The sequence below is a fragment of the Mycobacterium sp. 852002-40037_SCH5390672 genome, from assembly GCF_001665875.1.
Classification (GTDB): Bacteria; Actinomycetota; Actinomycetes; order Mycobacteriales; family Mycobacteriaceae; genus Mycobacterium.
On record NZ_LZTA01000044.1, the window covers coordinates 1 to 15,925 of the forward strand.

Consider the following 15,925-nt stretch of genomic DNA (forward strand, 5'->3'; position numbering starts at 1 on the left):
AGCACCCTGGTTCTGGCTTCATCGTCGGAGAGGCTGGGGTGCTGCAGTTTCTCCAGGTTCACCATCAGCTCCCCGGCGATGCTGTGGGTTACCCAGTACGCCTCGGCGTAGTCGAGCTCCCAGCTGATCCGCGGATCCTGTCCGGCGAAGACGGTGACCCCGCCCTCACGCCGCTCGACGTGCGGACCGAACAACCGCCCGGCGTACTGGTCCGGCAACGGGGTGGCCACCAGCACAGGAGATTCTTGGGATGTGAAGTTCAGTGCGATCGTCTGCTTGCCCGGCTCTATCTGGTGCGGCTCGAGCTGATCGTGAATCGTCAACCGCCCGAACAGCGGAATCTCGTTGTACGGGATCTCGCGCGACTCTCCGGCACGCGGACCGTCCGGGATGGTGATTGTCGCCGGGGGCAGCGATACGAGCGGGATGCAGGTGATCGAATCGATAACGATCTTTGAATCGAAAATCACCAGGTCTATCGCGAAGTGCCGCATGGGATCGCGAGGTTCACCGTCAGCTTCCTCCTGCCAGAGCCGCTGATGAGAGTCGAGGATGAACCAGACGCGATCCAGCGTGAGGTCAAGGGTGGCCGTCGCGGAGTAGCCGGTGCCGTCGACTGACTGCGTGTACTTCTCGGCGCTGAACATCTCGACCGTCTGATCCTGCACGCGTTCGCGATGAATTTCGATGATCGTGTCGGGGCGATGCATTGTTATAACTCCGTCCCTCGGCGGCGCGCATGGTGCCGTCGTCGCCTATGCGGTTATGTGGCCCGATCAGTGCGCTCCAGATGGTTGGTGGATGCTGTACCCAAAAAAGCGTGTCTCGAGTCGTCCAGGCCCATTCGTGGACAAAGAAACCGTCCGCTCTTCTTGCGACCCGGGAGTCGCTGGGCTGGGCGGCTGCTAGGCGAGCGCGGCCCGAGCGGCACTATGCCGGCCTGCGGGGGGTAGCGGATGTCCAGTTTCGCTAATCCGGTCGGCTCGGCGGAAATTCGGCGCGTTTCTCGATGGCCTCCCGATAGGCATATACCCGGCCGGGGATCGTCCCGAGCACCGCGATGGTGCGACCGCCCCGCCCGTAAGCACTGACGAACTCCCAGGCGTCCGGACTGCCTTCGACTACTTTGACGGCGTCGTAATCGGTTGGGATACCGAGCATTTGGACCTTGACGTCATACTGATCGGACCAGAAATACGGCACGTCGTCGTAGGCCTCGGCGTGCTGGGGCCCGGCCAGCAGTGTGCGCGCCGCGGCCGCGCCCTGCCGTCCGGCGTCGTCCCAATGCTCGGTACGCAGGTGCCGCTCATACAGCGGATGCCACCAACGCGCCACATCGCCGGCCGCGACGACAATGCCATCACCGCCCTCGGCGACACCAGTGGCATCACAGACCACCCCATCGTCCAAACGCAGGCCCGAGTCCTCTAACCAGGCGGTGGCGGGTGTAACCCCCAGACCGACGATCACGACATCGGCCGGAACCTGCGAACCGTCCGTGAGTCGAACCGCTTCCACCCGCCCGTTGCCGACGAACCCGTCGACACCCACGCCGACGCGCAGGTCCACGCCATGCTCGCGATGCAACTTCGCCCAGCACGGCGCCAGCTCAGCACCCAACGCTTGAACGAGCGGTCCGGAGGCCTTCTCAATGAGCACCACCTCCAGCCCCAGCATGCGGCAGGTTGCGGCCACCTCAGCGCCGATGAACCCGGCCCCGACCACGACGACCCGAGGACGCGAGCCGAGCCGTTCTCGAATCGCCAAGCAGTCCTCGACCGTCCGCAGCAGAAGCACCCCCTCGGGGGCCCGGCCGCCCGGCCATTCGCGTGGCTGCGCGCCACTGGCTATCACAACCCCGTCGAAATTCACCGACAGGTTCTGGCCGTCGTCGTGGACTTGGACGGTGCGTGCGGACAAGTCCAATCCGACCGCAGATGCCCCTCGGAGCACCCGCGCATCCATGTCGAACTGCGGCGCCATGTCGATGCCCGCCCGGTGCACCTGACCGCTCAGCAGCTTCTTCGACAACGGCGGCCGGTGATACGGGGCGTGCCGCTCCGCACCGACGATGGTGAGGCCACCGTCGTATCCCTCTTGTCGCAGGGTCTCCGCCGCCCGGATCCCCGCCACGCCGGCACCCACGACGACGACCTGCTCTAGCTGACGATTCGCGGGCATCGCGTCACTCCTCCACCACGATCGCCCGGGTGGGGCAGGACACTTCGGCGGCCTTCAGCGGCCCGCGTAACTCTCGCGGCGGTTGCTCTTGGAGCAGGTGCAAGCCGTCTTCTCGTACGTCGAAAACCTCGTGGCACAGGCTCATACACACACCGTTGCCGTCGCAGGTATCGAGGTCCACCGAAACCTTCATCGAACCGCGGCCTTCCCTTGTAGTTGAGCCCGTTCGCGCGCGGCGTTCGCTGCCGGCGAGTTTTTGATGTACTCGACCGCCATCGTCGTGACCGCTTCCGGACCCGGATGATGATTGCGCCGCATATACCTGAGGGGTTGGGTCACGATGAGCTGCCAGGGACCGGGCAACTTGTACTCCCGGGCCGCACGACGCCACTCTCGCCAGCTCCACTTCTGGTCAATGGTCGGGTCGTGGGCCATCAGATATTTCGCTCCGGCAATCCACCACCCGAAAAACAGCGGGGTGGTCATCAACATCGAGAAGGCTCTGATGAAATAGTTGCCGCACACGTGCTGGTAGACGTCGAACACCAGCGAACGGTGTTCGACCTCCTCGGCGCCATGCCAGCGCAACAGATCCAGCATCATCGGGTCGGTGCCCGCGTAGTCCAGACCTCGGTTCTGCAGCACCCATTGCCCCAACATCGCGGTGAAGTGCTCCAGGGCTGCCACGTCGGCCAGTCGCCGGTACAACCACCATCGCTGCAGCGCCGGCGGGAAAAACTTGGGCGGATCGCCCAGCGTCGCAGACAACGTTTTTCGGAGTCGCGAGGTGTACGGCTTGGTGTCGATGCCCTGTTCGGCCAAATGATCCAGCACCACCTGGTGCGCCCAGGCATGCCAGGACTCCTGCTGGATGAACGGTTTGATCGCCGCCTCCAGCTCCGGATCATCGACCAGCGATGACGCCTCGAGGACAGCCTTGATGAAGTGTCGCTCTCCTTCGGGCAGCAGTAGATGCAAGACGTTCATCATGTGCGTTGCGAAAGGGTCGTCGGGCACCCAGTGCAGCGGCGTCTCGGACCAGTCGAACCGGACCATCCGGCGGTGGCGCGGATGTCCATCGTGGTGAAGTTGGACCTCGGGCATCAGATGCTCCTCCCGCCGACCGACGTGCTTAGTCGGTCGTTTCTTTCTCCTTTGAAGAAACGAGTCGATCCGACCGAGCCGCACGGCGGGCGCCGGTTCGGCTGCGAACGACCGTTCACCCAGCGGCGTACCCACCCGAATGGCCGCTTATGCGTACCAGCGGTATCAGGATTCTGAGAGTTCGGGCGCCGACGGTCGTCTCAGGCCTCTTCCCCGAACTCGCCGACGCGCCGGCCTGCCGAGATAGCCGTCGGGGCGGCGCGAGAACGGCTGGAGTAGTCCGGCCGGAAGCGGGTAGCCCTGCCAGAGAACCTGCTACTCAGGCGGGAGGGTGCGGATGCCTGTTACGGCGGGCCATGTTCCCGGCTTGACCTCGGGGTTGCGCAGAATCCCCATGGATCCCGGGCGTTTCCATAGCGGGCGTTGGTTGCTGCTGGCCGAGGGCGTGCTCGTGAGCACGTTCGGCATTGCCGGGTTGATCTCGGCCGCCCTGCACCCGCATGCGGGGCCCACCGGCGCCCCGGTTCTCGGCCTGTCGACGACTCCGGCGCAGAGCGCGATCCTGCTGGCGTTTGGCGTGGCGGCTATTGCTGCTATCGGCAATCGCCGCGCGGCAATAACCGTCACGGCGCTGAGTGCGATCGCCTACTTCATGTTGTTGTTTTTCAGCAGTGTCGCCACGGCACGCGCAAAACCGACGCCGTTGGGTTTTCATGCTGCTGACATCGTGCTGCACGGTGTGCTCGGGGTAGTCAACCTCGCGCTGCTGATGTGGCTGATTCCCGACGAATTGGGAGACGAGGCCTGGGGGCCACGGCGGGGGCGCGGCCGCAATCGACGGCAGCGTTCGGCCTTCGAAGCGATCACCGAGCCGGCGGCTGGATCCATGAGCGCGGCTGCCGCGACGAAACCGGGACCACCGTCCGCAGCAGCGGCGGCGCCCGCTCAGGAGTCGGGCGCTCAGGGGCGCCCACCCCCACCTCCAGAGGTAGTTGAACAGCCGCGCCAGCGCGGGCCCACCAAACCACACGAAGCGAACGAGCCCTCGACCCACGACGTCCCGAACTCAACGCGGCCCAAGCACTCCGCCACCCGGACGGCAGATGCGGTGCTATCACACGCTTTCGTGCCGGTGGCCGTGGCTTTCATGGCAGCTGTCGTCGGCATCGTCATCTGGATCCGCCGCCGTCGCTGACATTGCCAGCGCCGACGATGCGAAGGTAGCGCCGTCGCGATTATCTGGTCGACCGATCAGCGCGTCATGCGCACCGATTGCAGTGGCGAGCGTGGTCGGATGTACGTCACCAGAGCGACCGAAACAGACAGCCGTCTTTGCGCTCACGCCACCGCATCGACGCCAGTGGGCGCACCTTAGCGCGCAATTCTTGACAGTCGGCTTGCCGGTTATCTCGGTGGAGCTAAGGGGACTCGAACCCCTGACCCCCACACTGCCAGTGTGGTGCGCTACCAGCTGCGCCATAGCCCCAAGAAGTCGTGCCCATCGAAGCTACACCACCGGTAACCCTCCTTCAAAGTTGCTGCTCAGACCGGCTCCACGTCCGCCTCGGACGCCATGAGATCTGCCTCGAGATCCACCGCGGCCCGGGTTTCCGGCGCCATTACCCAGCCGACTGCGGCGATCAGCAGAACAACCCCGCTGATCACGAAACCCCACGTATAGCTGAACTGCTCGGCGGCCCAACCGACCGCCATGGACCCAACGATGGCACCCAGATCCGACATCATCTGCACCGTCGCCACCGGAAGGCCCGCGCGCGCCTCGTTGCCCAGGATGTCGGCAACGGCGGCCTGCAGCGGTGACATGTAGATCCCGGCCATCGCTCCGACCACGCCCGCCGCAACCATGAACACCGGCAACGACGACACAAAACCCAGCCAGACCGTCGCCACCCCGGACGTCACGAGGCCGATGATCAACAAGGTGCGCCGGCCCATCCGGTCCGACAGGTAGCCACTGGGGATGACGGCCAACGCATTACCGCCCGCGAACGCCGCGAGCACCACACCGATGATGCCGATGCCCCGGCCCATGACATCGGAGATGAACAGCGGAACCAGCGCGACCCGAAGGCCGAACGCGGACCAGCCGGTCGCGAAATTCGACAGCAGCGCCGAGCGGTACGCGCGGACACGCAGCGCCTCGCGCAGCGTCACCGTCGATCGTGTCGGTGGCGGCGGCGCGGCCAGGGCCGAATTCCGCAGGCTGTAGAACAACACCACCGCCACACCCAGCATGGCGACGCCGTAAACGACGAACGGGGCGGTCAACCCCCAACCCGCCGCCAGGCCGCCGACCGCCGGACCGGCGACCGCGCCGACCATGAACGACGTGGTGAACAGCCCGGCGATCCGCCCACGTGCGTCGGGAGGGCTGATATGGATCATCAGCCCCAGCGCCGAGACATAAAACATCGTCGACCCGATGCCGCTGAAGACACGGAAAAGCATTAACTGCCAGTAAGCGTGGGAAAAAGCACACGCGGCGGTGGACGCCGCGACGATCAGCAAACCGCCGATGTAGATGCGCCGCTCACCCAACCGCTCGGTGAGCAGGCCACTGATCGGTGCGAAACACAAGCGGCTCAACGAAAAGACGGTGACCAAGAAAGTCACCGCCTTGATGCTGACCCCGAAGGAACGCGCAAAAGTCGGAAGCGCCGGTGAGATCACACCGTAGCCCAGGGCGATCATGATGTTTGCCCAGCTCAGAATCCAGACTTCGCGCGGCAGCCGGCTAGAACGGGACGCACGCCCCCCCGGGCGGGCAAGGCGGAGGGAAAAGGTCACCCGATGACTTTATTGACCACCTCGCGCGCGGTTTCCTGCACCTCCGCCAAATGCTCAGGCCCGTTGAAGGATTCCGCGTAAATCTTGTACACATCCTCGGTTCCCGACGGTCGCGCGGCAAACCACGCATTGGCCGTCGTCACCTTCAATCCACCCAGTGGTGCGCCATTGCCCGGCGCTGCGGTCAGCTTCGCGGTGATCGGCTCCCCCGCCAATTCCGTCGCGGTCACCTGGTCGGCGGAGAGCTTCGACAGGCGGGCCTTTTGCTCGCGGTCGGCGGGCGCGTCGACCCGCGCGTAGAACGGCGTGCCGTACTCCTCGGTCAGCTGGTGGTAGCGCTGGGACGGACTCAGGCCGGTGACCGCGAGAATCTCCGAGGCCAGCAGCGCCAGGATGATGCCGTCCTTGTCGGTGGTCCACACCGATCCGTCGCGCCGCAGGAACGACGCGCCGGCCGACTCCTCGCCGCCGAAGCCGATGGTGCCCCCGATGAGGCCGTCGACGAACCATTTGAATCCGACGGGCACCTCGATCAGCTTGCGGCCGATGCCGGCGACCACCCGGTCGATCATGGACGAGCTGACCGCGGTCTTGCCGACGCCGATGCCGCCCGGCCACGATGGCCGCTGGGTATAGAGGTATTCGATGGCCACCGCGAGGTAGTGGTTCGGGTTGAGCAGGCCCTCATCGGGGGTGACGATGCCGTGGCGGTCGGAGTCGGCGTCGTTGCCGGTGGCGATCTGGTAGCGGTCACGGTTGGCGATCAGGGAGGCCATCGCATCCGGCGAGCTGCAATCCATCCGGATCTTGCCGTCATGGTCGAGCGTCATGAACCGCCACGTGGCATCGACCAGCGGATTGACCACGGTCAGATCCAGGCGATGCCGCTGGGCGATCTCGCCCCAATAGTCCACGCTCGCCCCACCCAGCGGGTCGGCGCCGATGCGCACCCCGGCCTCACGGATGGCGTCGATGTCGACCACGTTGGGCAGGTCGTCGACATAGTTGCCCAGGTAATCGTGTCGCTGCACGGCCTGCATCGCGCGGGCCAGCGGAACACGCTTGACGCCCGACCCTTCGCACAGGATCTCGTTGGCGCGCTTGGCAATTGCGTTAGTCGCATCGGTGTCGGCCGGCCCGCCGTTGGGCGGGTTGTATTTGAAGCCGCCGTCCGGGGGCGGGTTGTGCGACGGTGTCACGACGATTCCGTCGGCCAGCGCCTCGGTGCGGCCGCGGTTGTAGGTGAGGATGGCGTGGCTGATCGCCGGAGTCGGCGTGTACCGGTCGCGGGAGTCGATCATGGCGACGACGTCGTTGGCGGCCAGCACCTCCAGCGCCGACACCCAGGCCGGCTCGGACAGTCCGTGGGTGTCCCGGCCGATGAACAACGGGCCGCATGTGCCCTGAGCGGCGCGGTATTCGACGATGGCCTGCGTGATCGCCAGGATGTGCGCCTCGTTGAACGCGCCATTGAGCGCCGACCCGCGGTGACCCGACGTGCCGAATGCGACCTGCTGAGCGACGTCACCGGGATCGGGCGCAATCGAGTAATACGCCGTCACCAAGTGGGGCAGGTCGACGAGGTCTTCGGGCTGGGCCGGCTGACCGGCGCGTGGGTTGGCCACCATGGTTACCAATTCTGCCCGTGTCCGTGTCCCCCCGGGCTGCGCCGGTCTGGACTTCGGCCATACGCTGCGTAGCGCACCGGCAAACGAAGGGAACCGACGCCAGTGGCTCAACGGGACTATCGCGAATTGGCCGCGGTGTTCGCCGGTGGCGCGTTGGGTTCTCTGGCCCGCGCCGCACTGACCACTCTCGCCGGCGGTGATCCTTCGAGCTGGCCCTGGCCCACCTTCGTGGTCAACATCGTCGGGGCGTTTCTGGTGGGTTACTTCACCACCCGGCTGCTCGAGCGATTGCCGACGTCGAGCTATCGGCGGCCTTTACTCGGCACCGGATTGTGCGGCGGCTTAACCACTTTCTCGACGATGCAGGTCGAGACGCTCAAGATGGTCGAACACGGCTGTTGGGCGCTGGCCGCCGGCTACACGGTCACCAGCATCGCGCTGGGACTGTTCGCGGTGCACCTTGCCACCAAATTGGTCCGCCGGGTCCGGGTGCGCCGGTGACCGCGGCCACGATGACGACGGCTCTGCTCTGGGTCGGCGTCGTACTGATCGGCGGCGTCGGCTCGGTGCTGCGTTTCCTCATCGACCGCACGGTGGCGCGCCGGGCGTCGCGGCCGTTTCCGTTCGGCACGCTTGTGGTAAACATCAGCGGCGCAGCGCTTTTGGGCTTCCTCGGCGGCCTGGCACTGAACAAGGAGGCGGCCCTGCTGGCCGGCACAGCCTTCGTCGGGGCCTACACCACGTTTTCCACCTGGATGCTGGAAACCCAGCGCCTGGGCGAGGAACGCCAACTGCGCGCCGCACTCGCCAACATCGTCGTCAGCGTCATGCTCGGTGAGGTGGCGGCCTTCGTCGGACAGCAGTTCGCACAACAGCTTTGATTCAGGCACGCGTGCCCTCAAGCGTCGCGCCGACGAGGGATGTCGTCGGGGGTGCGGGGCAGCACATACAGCGCCATCCGCCGATTCGACATGTCATGCTCGCCGAGATATGCGCAACCGCTGCGCTCACAAAACTTGCGCGCCAACACGTTGCGATGATCGGGATCGAACATGATGCGGCGACACCGCGGATCAAGGGCGAGGATGCTGAGCACCAGATGCGGCAGCAGGTAACTGACGTGCCCGCGTTCGATGTGGTCCAGATCGGCAACCGCGACGTGCAGACCCAAATCGTGGGGATCATGCTCATATCGTGCGGCGATGGAATCCTTTGCCGCCCTGTATAATTCGATATACGCGCGATCGACCCCGTCCAGCGTAGCGATGAGTGGACGAGAAAAGCCGCCTTGCAGTTGCGCCTGCAGGTAGCGATGCCACCGCGCCATCGGCCAGTTCGACTCCCAGGCCTGCACCAAGTGCGGCCGGCTCATCCACTCCGCGATCATCTCGGCGTCGGTGTCCGGATCGGCAACACGCAGACCGTACGGGTCGGGCAGCTCCGGGATGGGCGGCGGGGCGACGCTGCTGATCGCCTCGGGAAGATCGGTCAGTTCCCGCGGGAGGATGGGCTCGGCGTCACTCATTTGTGCACTCGAGCCTACGATGCCGCTGGTCGAACGGTGTTCAGTGGGCTTTGAGCAGCTTCGCCAGGACGGCCGCCTGGCTGATGTCCACCTCGCGGGTCGCGGTGACCAGCGTGAGGGAACCGCGCTCGGCGAGCTTGCGCAGCTCCTCCAGGGCGCCGCTGTCGCGCAGTTCGCTCTTATACCGTGATGCGAACTCGTCGAACCGGTCCGCATCGTGGTGATACCACTCGCGGAGGTCCTTCGACGGCGCGACGTCCTTGCACCACATACCCACCCGGGGATCGTCTTTGCGCACTCCACGCGGCCAGACTCGATCGACCAGCACGCGCTGCCCCTCGTCGGGGCCGACCTCGTCGTAGACCCGCGCCACCCGGATCCGCCTGCTGGGGCTCACATGTTTCAGGGTAACCACCGGGGCTTGTCGTAGGGCGGGGCTAACATCGAATGTATGTTCGAGAAATTGGCCGCCGTCGACCCGAACGCCGACGAATCGGCGCTGATCAAGCGCATCGCCGAGCTGGAGACGATCAAGTCCGCGGCCGCTGCGGGCCAGGCCCGCGCGGCGGCGGCCCTGGATGCGGCGCGTCGAGCCACCGACGCGGCCGCCGGGGTGCCCGCAGCGCGCCGCGGGCGCGGCGTGGCCAGCGAAGTCGCCCTGGCGCGACGGGACGCACCCGCGCGGGGCGACCGGCATCTGGGCTTCGCCAAGGCGCTGGTGCACGAGATGCCGCACACGCTGGCGGCGCTGGAACGCGGGGTGCTGTCAGAGTGGCGGGCCACGCTGATCGTGCGCGAGAGCGCATGCCTGGACGTCGAGGACCGCCGCGCCCTGGATACGGAAATGTGTGCCGACCCAGCGGATCTGAATGGCATGGGCGATGCGCGAGTGGCCGCGGCCGCAAGGGCGATCGCCTACCGGCTCGATCCGCATGCCGTGGTCGACCGGGCGGCCAGGGCCGAGAACGACCGCACGGTCACCATTCGACCGGCGCCCGACACGATGACGTATCTCACCGCGTTATTGCCGGTGGCCCAGGGCGTTTCGGTGTATGCGGCGCTGCGCCGCGAAGCGGACACCCGCGGCGACGGGCGCCCGCGTGGGCAGGTGATGGCGGACACCTTGGTGGAAAGAGTCACCGGTCGCTGCGCAACGGTCCCGACCCCGATCGCGGTCAACCTCGTGCTGTCCGACGAAACATTGCTCGGCGGTGACAATGCGCCGGCCGATGTCTGCGGTTACGGTCCCATCCCCGCCGCGGTCGCCCGCAGCATGGTCGCCGGTGCTGCCGGCGATCGACGTTCGCGAGCGACCCTGCGCAGGCTCTACAAGCATCCCCAATCCGGGGCGCTGGTGACCATGGAGTCACGGTCACGACTTTTCCCGCGCGGCCTGGCCACGTTCATCGGGCTACGCGATCAACGCTGTCGCACTCCCTACTGCGACGCGCCGATCAGGCATCGCGACCACGCACGACCGTGGGCCGACGGCGGGCCCACCACTGCGGACAACGGTCTCGGATTGTGCGAACGTTGCAACTACGTCAAGGAAAGCGTGGGGTGGGAGGTCAGCACCGGCGTCGACGAAACTCACACCCACACAGCGCTTTTCACGACGCCAACCGGCGAAACCTACCGATCGACGGCACCGCCGCGCGCCCCCACTTTCATAATGAGCAAGCTCGAAATCCGGGTCGGTGTCGCGCTTGCGCGACATGCGGCCTAGCGCTCAGTAGTGATAGGTGTCCGACGGCGCGGGCGAATGATCCCGTTCTTCGTCGTCGAACTCCGACGGTTCGATGCCGTATGCGCGGGCCAGCTCGAGAATCTTGGTGGCCCGGGCGATGCGCGGCAGGTCGGAGCCGTTGCGGATCTCTCCCCCGTCACGCTCGAATTCGGCGAAAAACTCCTTGGCCCAAGAAATTTCGTCGTGCGAGGGCGACAGGCCCTCGTTCACTATGCCGCACTGGTCCGGGGTCAGGCAGATCTTGCCCGTCATCCCGAACTCCACGGAAACGGCCGTGGCCTCGATAAGCTTCAAAGCGTTGGAGCCGATCGTCGGCCCGTCGATCGCGCTGGGCAAACTGGCCGCTTTTGCGGCAATCGTGAAGCGTGACCGCGCATACGCCAGCGTGCCCGGGTCTTCGCCGAAACCGGTGTCCCGGCGGAAATCGCCGATGCCGAAGGCGAGCCGGAAGGTACCCTTCGCCGCGGCGATCTCGGTGATGCGCTCCAGGCCGCGGGCCGTTTCCACCAGCGCCACGATCGGCACGTTGGGCAGGCGTTGTGCCGTCTCGGTCACGTGGTCCACCGATTCGACCATCGCCAGCATCACCCCGCCGACCGGTGTAGCGGCCAGCGCGGCGAGGTCGTCCGCCCACCACGGCGTGCCGAAGCCGTTGATGCGGACCCAGTCGGTGTTCCCGGCGTTCAGCCAATGCACCACATTGTCGCGGGCGGCGTGCTTGTCCTTGGGCGCGACGGCGTCTTCGATGTCGAGGACGACGATGTCAGCGCGCGAGTGCGCCGCCGACTGGAACCGGTCGTCGTGCGCACCGTTCACCAGTAGCCAACTCCGGGCCAGAACGGGGTCGATACGGAAACCGACGATGTCGTCGGACTCCGGTGCGCTGCTGTTGACCTGGTCGTACATCTCGTCTTTTCGTGGTTGCGAATGTGGGCTGGTCCCCTAACCGTAGCGATATCGCAGACGGCTCGGCCGCCCGACCGAGTGAGAACTCGCGCCGGGCGGCCGTGCCACCACATCGGATGTTCGACTAGTTGATGCCGACGACCTCTTGTGCAATGGCCGCGACGCGCGTTTGAGCAGCCGAGACGACGCCCTGGCGATTCTTGTTCGCCTCTTCGTAGGCGATGATCGCTCGAACGTCGCTCGGGCTGGTGAGATCCTTGACCGCGGCCACCGCATCGCTGACGTTGAGCTCGTCGTAGTTGGCGATCGGCAGCTCGTCGGCGTCAAGGACACCGACGGCCGCGCGCGCCGAATGCAGCGCATTCGCGGTCTGGCGGGCCCCCTCGTTGCGAGTGACCTTCTCGGCCGCCTCGAGTGCGGCGTTGCGCGACGCGGCGAGTGCTTTCGTCGCGACATCACCGGCGTGGGCGCTCCGGCCCACCAGGTCGCTGAACGCCGGCCGCGCGTAACGCAGCGCATCGGCGGCCCGGTCGATTCCGCGGGTCGACCATTCGACCGGCAAGTTGACCAGTTTCACCGCGGTACCGGTCGCCGCCTGCAATGGCGTGCGACGCAGCGCGGCCGGCCCACCAAGGGCGTCTTCGGCCAGCACCGTCGTCAGCCAGGCCACCGTCGCCGAGTGAGCGGTGATCAGCCGTGCCGCAAGGCTTTCAACATCTGACAGGCCGGCGGCGACGGCTAGCGCCTTGAGGTAGCGGGCGCGGTCCAGCAGCTGGTTTTCCAGCGCCAGATCACCGAGAAGCGCCTCGTCAAACGGTTGGGCCTGCTCGGTCAGGGCCTTGACCGCCGCGGCGGCGCGGCCCAGGAAGGGGCCCACCACGTCGGGGACGCCGCCGAGCTCCCGGATTGCCTTCTCGATGGCCTCGGACCGCTCACGGGCGTTCGAGGCATTCTGTGTCAGTTCGCGTTGCACCGCGTCCGTGCGCGCCTGCGCAATCCGGGTCTCTGCAACCTGAATTTCGGTGTTGGTCAGCTGGTGTAGTGCGCGCAGCTGAGCCACTACGGTGGTCTTGTCGGATGAAGTCATGGAATTTTCGCCTCCTGCGTTGATTGCTTGGATCGGCACGAGAGCGCCTTGTCTTTGCGGCTACCCATTCGCCGGAGCGCGTTCAACATCCCGGGCGGACGTGTGACACATCTCGCTTTTTTGCGCACGAATGTCGCCCACAGCCGGGACTGGCTGGGGGCCAGCAAACGAAAACGGCCCCGCGAGTCGGGTTTCACCTTGATCAACCGGGGGTAGACCATCCCTCGCCACGTGGCGACCGTCGGTCGCGCGTCGCTTCCTGCGGAGGCTAGAGCAACCTGGTCCCGAAAACGCCTCTCGATCACCCGTCTGGGTTCGACCGAGAAATCCACAAGGAGTAGATATGCGTAGGACCATTGCAATCGTTTCAGCCACCGGGGCACTTTTGTTCGGTGGAGCAGGTGTCGCCAATGCAGCGGGCCCGAGTGCTCCCGCGCCGTCGTCAACTACAACGACGTTGGCGGACAACAACAATGACCAACACAGCGACAAGACCGGGCTGTGGGGCCTCGTCGGCCTGCTGGGCCTGGGCGGACTCGCCGGCCTCATGCGCCGCAAAGACGCTGCCACTGGCACTGGCGTCGGACCCGCGGTCACTCGGGACCGCGGCGTTTAAACCCGTCGCGTAGCCCCCAGATCCCCGTCAGACCTGCCCAGCTGACGGGGATCTGGCCGGGTGCTCGACGATGCCGCACAAACACTCTGTGCCGCAAGGGATCCAAACTTTCGGCCGGGCCCCGGAGACCGTCGCGCACAGCGAGGCGTCGTTTGGCCGCTTGTGCAGCGGGTATGCCTCGATGAGCCGCACACAGCCCAACGTGCGTTTCCCACTCTCCCATCACAGGAGGTACCGGCGATGGCCGAGATGATCATCCAATCACCCGACGAAGTCGTCGCGTTCCTGAAAGCGCAGCACAACCTCATCGAGGACATGTTCGACCAAGTGCTGCACGCTACAGATCCAAAAGCGCGCGAAGAGCCGTTCGCAACATTGCGCCAATTGCTGGCCGTCCACGAGACCGCCGAGGAAATGGTGGTGCACCCGCGAGTCCGGCGCGAGGACGATGCCGGCGACGCCATCGTTGACGCCCGCCTCAAAGAAGAGCACGAAGCCAAGGAACTGCTGTCACAGGTTGAAAAGCTCGACATCACCTCTCAGCAGTTCATCGATGCACTCGCCAAGCTGCGCGAAGCCGTGCTCGAGCACGCCCGGCAGGAGGAGAGCGAGGAGTTCCCCGTGCTGGAGCGCAAAGTGGACGCCGACGATCTCAATCGGATGGGCGCGGCGGTGCGCGCGGCCGAGGCTATCGCTCCGACACGTCCACACCCCGGGGTGGAATCGGCGAAGCTGAACTTCGCGCTCGGGCCCTTCGCGTCCATGCTCGACCGTGCTCGCGACCTCATCGAGAAAGCCCTCGGATAGCGCGGCAGTTGCGGCGCCGAGTTTCCGTAGGCTCGATGAGATGAGTGTTGCCCCGGATACCACCGTTGCCCTGCAAGACCGGTTCTTCCGTGAATTGCCGGAGATGGCGGTTCGCTGGCAAGCCGAAACGTTTCCCGAGTTGCGGTTGCTGGTGCTCAATGAGCCGCTCGCCGTAACGCTCGGCCTCGATACCGCCTGGCTGCGCAGCCCAGAGGGGCTGAGCTTCCTGGTGGGCAACCTGGTGCCCGGCGGTGCCGCTCCGGTAGCCCAGGCGTATGCCGGGCATCAGTTCGGCGGCTTCGTTCCGCGGTTGGGCGATGGGCGCGCGCTGCTGCTTGGCGAACTGGTCGACGGCGACGGACGGTTGCGGGATGTCCACCTGAAAGGTTCCGGTGCCACACCGTTCGCCCGCGGCGGCGACGGCCTGGCCGCGGTGGGGCCGATGCTGCGGGAGTACATCGTCAGCGAGGCGATGCACGCGCTGGGCGTGCCGACGACGCGGTCGTTGGCCGTGGTGGCTACGGGGCGTCCGGTCCATCGCGAAGAAACACTCCCGGGGGCCGTACTCACCCGGGTGGCCGCCAGTCATTTGCGGGTGGGCAGTTTCCAATTCGCGGCGTCCACGGGCAATGTGGACCTGCTGCGCCGCCTCGCCGACCACGCGATCGACCGGCACCACCCCGGTGCCGCCGAGGCACAGAATCCCTACCTCGCCTTGTTCGAGGCGGTGGTTGCCGCGCAGGCGTCGCTGATTGCCCAATGGATGCTGATCGGATTCGTCCACGGTGTGATGAACACCGACAACACGACCATCTCGGGCGAAACGATCGACTACGGACCGTGCGCCTTAATGGAGGCCTACGATCCCGACACCGTCTTCAGTTCGATCGACTTCTGGGGACGCTATGCGTACGGAAATCAACCGGTGATCGCCGGATGGAACCTCGCGCGCTTCGCCGAGACGCTTCTTCCGCTGTTCTCGGAGAACACCGAGGAGGCCATTGCGCTCGCGGAGCAGTCGTTCGGGATATTCCAAACCCGCTATGACGCGGTGTGGGGTTCCGGGATGCGCGCCAAACTCGGCTTGTCCGCCGACATCGACGCCGAGTTCACTACGGTATTGGTGGAGGAATTGCTTCTTCTGCTCAAGCAGAATCACGTCGACTACACCTCGTTCTTCCGTCAGCTCAGCCACGCGGCGCGATCAGACGCCAAGTCCGATGCCGAACCCGTCCGGGGGTTGTTCATGGACCTCGCCGGTTTTGACGGGTGGTTGACGCGTTGGCGCGCCTTGAGTCCCGACGCCGACGCCATGGACCGCAGCAACCCGATCTACATTCCGCGTAACCATCTGGTCGAGGAGGCTCTCAGCGCCGCGACGGCGGGCGAGCTCGGTCCCCTGGGACAACTGCTCGCCGCGGTGACGCAGCCCTATGCCGAACGGCCGGGCCTCGAGCGCTACGCCGCGCCCGCCCCTGAGGACTTCGGTAAATACCAAACGTTCTGCGGTACTTGA

At 65.8% G+C, this 15,925-nt stretch carries 17 protein-coding genes and 1 tRNA gene; 7 read left to right on the forward strand and 11 right to left on the reverse strand.

What is annotated here, in order from left to right; translation table 11 throughout:
• The 4 genes from A5782_RS07695 to A5782_RS07710 form a co-directional block, all read right to left on the reverse strand.
• On the reverse strand, nucleotides 1-710 hold a 710-nt coding region (locus A5782_RS07695), incomplete at its 3' end, for a hypothetical protein (RefSeq protein WP_156623843.1).
• 259 nt (nucleotides 711-969) lie between these two features.
• Nucleotides 970-2,181 (reverse strand): NAD(P)/FAD-dependent oxidoreductase, encoded by a 1,212-nt coding sequence (locus A5782_RS07700; protein WP_067097436.1) that lies wholly within the window; start codon nucleotides 2,179-2,181, stop codon nucleotides 970-972.
• A 4-nt stretch (nucleotides 2,182-2,185) separates the two neighbouring features.
• Complete coding sequence (locus A5782_RS07705) at nucleotides 2,186-2,374, reverse strand: ferredoxin (RefSeq protein ID WP_067097439.1); 189 nt, start codon at nucleotides 2,372-2,374, stop codon at nucleotides 2,186-2,188.
• Complete coding sequence (locus A5782_RS07710; RefSeq protein WP_067097442.1) at nucleotides 2,371-3,285, reverse strand: metal-dependent hydrolase; 915 nt, start codon at nucleotides 3,283-3,285, stop codon at nucleotides 2,371-2,373. Before A5782_RS07710 ends, A5782_RS07705 begins: the two co-directional genes overlap by 4 nt.
• Nucleotides 3,286-3,622: 337 nt before the next feature.
• Here A5782_RS07710 and A5782_RS07715 point away from each other — a divergent pair, with 337 nt between their 5' ends.
• Nucleotides 3,623-4,480, forward strand: coding sequence for a DUF4383 domain-containing protein (locus A5782_RS07715; protein WP_082942836.1), 858 nt, complete (start codon nucleotides 3,623-3,625; stop codon nucleotides 4,478-4,480).
• A 218-nt stretch (nucleotides 4,481-4,698) separates the two neighbouring features.
• On the opposite strand, the gene A5782_RS07720 is transcribed toward A5782_RS07715, so the two are convergent.
• The 3 genes from A5782_RS07720 to pgm form a co-directional block, all read right to left on the reverse strand.
• Nucleotides 4,699-4,771: transfer RNA gene (locus tag A5782_RS07720), tRNA-Ala, on the reverse strand.
• Between the two features lie 56 nt (nucleotides 4,772-4,827).
• Entirely contained in the window at nucleotides 4,828-6,036 is a 1,209-nt protein-coding gene (locus A5782_RS07725) for an MFS transporter (protein ID WP_369815601.1), read from the reverse strand.
• A gap of 53 nt (nucleotides 6,037-6,089) precedes the next feature.
• Nucleotides 6,090-7,721, reverse strand: coding sequence for a phosphoglucomutase (alpha-D-glucose-1,6-bisphosphate-dependent) (gene pgm / locus A5782_RS07730; protein WP_067097451.1), 1,632 nt, complete (start codon nucleotides 7,719-7,721; stop codon nucleotides 6,090-6,092).
• A gap of 102 nt (nucleotides 7,722-7,823) precedes the next feature.
• On the opposite strand from pgm, the gene crcB (A5782_RS07735) reads away from it, so the two are divergent.
• Nucleotides 7,824-8,222, forward strand: a complete 399-nt coding sequence (crcB, locus tag A5782_RS07735; RefSeq protein ID WP_067097454.1) for a fluoride efflux transporter CrcB — start codon at nucleotides 7,824-7,826, stop codon at nucleotides 8,220-8,222.
• Nucleotides 8,223-8,233: 11 nt separating this feature from the next.
• Nucleotides 8,234-8,602 carry a fluoride efflux transporter CrcB gene (gene crcB / locus A5782_RS07740; RefSeq protein ID WP_067097554.1) on the forward strand — a complete coding sequence of 123 codons (369 nt, stop codon included), beginning with the start codon at nucleotides 8,234-8,236 and terminating at the stop codon, nucleotides 8,600-8,602.
• Nucleotides 8,603-8,619: 17 nt separating this feature from the next.
• On the opposite strand, the gene A5782_RS07745 is transcribed toward crcB (A5782_RS07740), so the two are convergent.
• Together A5782_RS07745 and A5782_RS07750 are read right to left on the reverse strand one after the other, a co-directional pair.
• Nucleotides 8,620-9,246 (reverse strand): GNAT family N-acetyltransferase, encoded by a 627-nt coding sequence (locus tag A5782_RS07745; protein ID WP_067097457.1) that lies wholly within the window; start codon nucleotides 9,244-9,246, stop codon nucleotides 8,620-8,622.
• A gap of 40 nt (nucleotides 9,247-9,286) precedes the next feature.
• Nucleotides 9,287-9,643 (reverse strand): DUF488 domain-containing protein, encoded by a 357-nt coding sequence (locus tag A5782_RS07750; RefSeq protein WP_067097558.1) that lies wholly within the window; start codon nucleotides 9,641-9,643, stop codon nucleotides 9,287-9,289.
• Nucleotides 9,644-9,697: 54 nt separating this feature from the next.
• Here A5782_RS07750 and A5782_RS07755 point away from each other — a divergent pair, with 54 nt between their 5' ends.
• The gene (locus A5782_RS07755) at nucleotides 9,698-10,972 is read left to right on the forward strand and encodes an HNH endonuclease signature motif containing protein (protein WP_067097460.1); all 1,275 of its coding nucleotides are present in this window, start codon (nucleotides 9,698-9,700) and stop codon (nucleotides 10,970-10,972) included.
• Between the two features lie 3 nt (nucleotides 10,973-10,975).
• On the opposite strand, the gene A5782_RS07760 is transcribed toward A5782_RS07755, so the two are convergent.
• Nucleotides 10,976-11,899, reverse strand: coding sequence for a CoA ester lyase (locus tag A5782_RS07760; protein ID WP_067097463.1), 924 nt, complete (start codon nucleotides 11,897-11,899; stop codon nucleotides 10,976-10,978).
• Between the two features lie 124 nt (nucleotides 11,900-12,023).
• On the reverse strand, nucleotides 12,024-12,986 hold the full coding sequence (locus A5782_RS07765; protein WP_067097466.1) for a hypothetical protein: 963 nt from the start codon (nucleotides 12,984-12,986) through the stop codon (nucleotides 12,024-12,026).
• Between the two features lie 343 nt (nucleotides 12,987-13,329).
• On the opposite strand from A5782_RS07765, the gene A5782_RS27085 reads away from it, so the two are divergent.
• The 3 genes from A5782_RS27085 to A5782_RS07780 all read left to right on the forward strand — a co-directional run bounded on the left by A5782_RS27085 (nucleotide 13,330) and on the right by A5782_RS07780 (nucleotide 15,925).
• A complete protein-coding gene (locus A5782_RS27085) occupies nucleotides 13,330-13,602 on the forward strand; it encodes a WGxxGxxG family protein (protein WP_067097468.1) in 273 nt (90 codons plus the stop codon).
• A 240-nt stretch (nucleotides 13,603-13,842) separates the two neighbouring features.
• On the forward strand, nucleotides 13,843-14,409 hold the full coding sequence (locus A5782_RS07775) for a hemerythrin domain-containing protein (protein ID WP_067097471.1): 567 nt from the start codon (nucleotides 13,843-13,845) through the stop codon (nucleotides 14,407-14,409).
• Between the two features lie 40 nt (nucleotides 14,410-14,449).
• Entirely contained in the window at nucleotides 14,450-15,925 is a 1,476-nt protein-coding gene (locus A5782_RS07780; protein ID WP_067097474.1) for a YdiU family protein, read from the forward strand.

What these genes read in the sequence shown, in the direction of transcription:
- A5782_RS07700 (WP_067097436.1), bottom strand. Translation starts at nt 2,181, where the DNA reads ATGCCCGCGAATCGTCAGCTAGAGCAGGTCGTCGTCGTGGGTGCCGGC.
- A5782_RS07705 (WP_067097439.1), bottom strand. Translation starts at nt 2,374, where the DNA reads ATGAAGGTTTCGGTGGACCTCGATACCTGCGACGGCAACGGTGTGTGT.
- A5782_RS07710 (WP_067097442.1), bottom strand. Translation starts at nt 3,285, where the DNA reads ATGCCCGAGGTCCAACTTCACCACGATGGACATCCGCGCCACCGCCGG.
- A5782_RS07715 (WP_082942836.1), top strand. Translation starts at nt 3,623, where the DNA reads ATGCCTGTTACGGCGGGCCATGTTCCCGGCTTGACCTCGGGGTTGCGC.
- pgm (WP_067097451.1), bottom strand. Translation starts at nt 7,721, where the DNA reads ATGGTGGCCAACCCACGCGCCGGTCAGCCGGCCCAGCCCGAAGACCTC.
- crcB (WP_067097554.1), top strand. Translation starts at nt 8,234, where the DNA reads ATGACGACGGCTCTGCTCTGGGTCGGCGTCGTACTGATCGGCGGCGTC.
- A5782_RS07745 (WP_067097457.1), bottom strand. Translation starts at nt 9,246, where the DNA reads ATGAGTGACGCCGAGCCCATCCTCCCGCGGGAACTGACCGATCTTCCC.
- A5782_RS07755 (WP_067097460.1), top strand. Translation starts at nt 9,698, where the DNA reads ATGTTCGAGAAATTGGCCGCCGTCGACCCGAACGCCGACGAATCGGCG.
- A5782_RS07760 (WP_067097463.1), bottom strand. Translation starts at nt 11,899, where the DNA reads ATGTACGACCAGGTCAACAGCAGCGCACCGGAGTCCGACGACATCGTC.
- A5782_RS07765 (WP_067097466.1), bottom strand. Translation starts at nt 12,986, where the DNA reads ATGACTTCATCCGACAAGACCACCGTAGTGGCTCAGCTGCGCGCACTA.
- A5782_RS27085 (WP_067097468.1), top strand. Translation starts at nt 13,330, where the DNA reads ATGCGTAGGACCATTGCAATCGTTTCAGCCACCGGGGCACTTTTGTTC.
- A5782_RS07775 (WP_067097471.1), top strand. Translation starts at nt 13,843, where the DNA reads ATGGCCGAGATGATCATCCAATCACCCGACGAAGTCGTCGCGTTCCTG.
- A5782_RS07780 (WP_067097474.1), top strand. Translation starts at nt 14,450, where the DNA reads ATGAGTGTTGCCCCGGATACCACCGTTGCCCTGCAAGACCGGTTCTTC.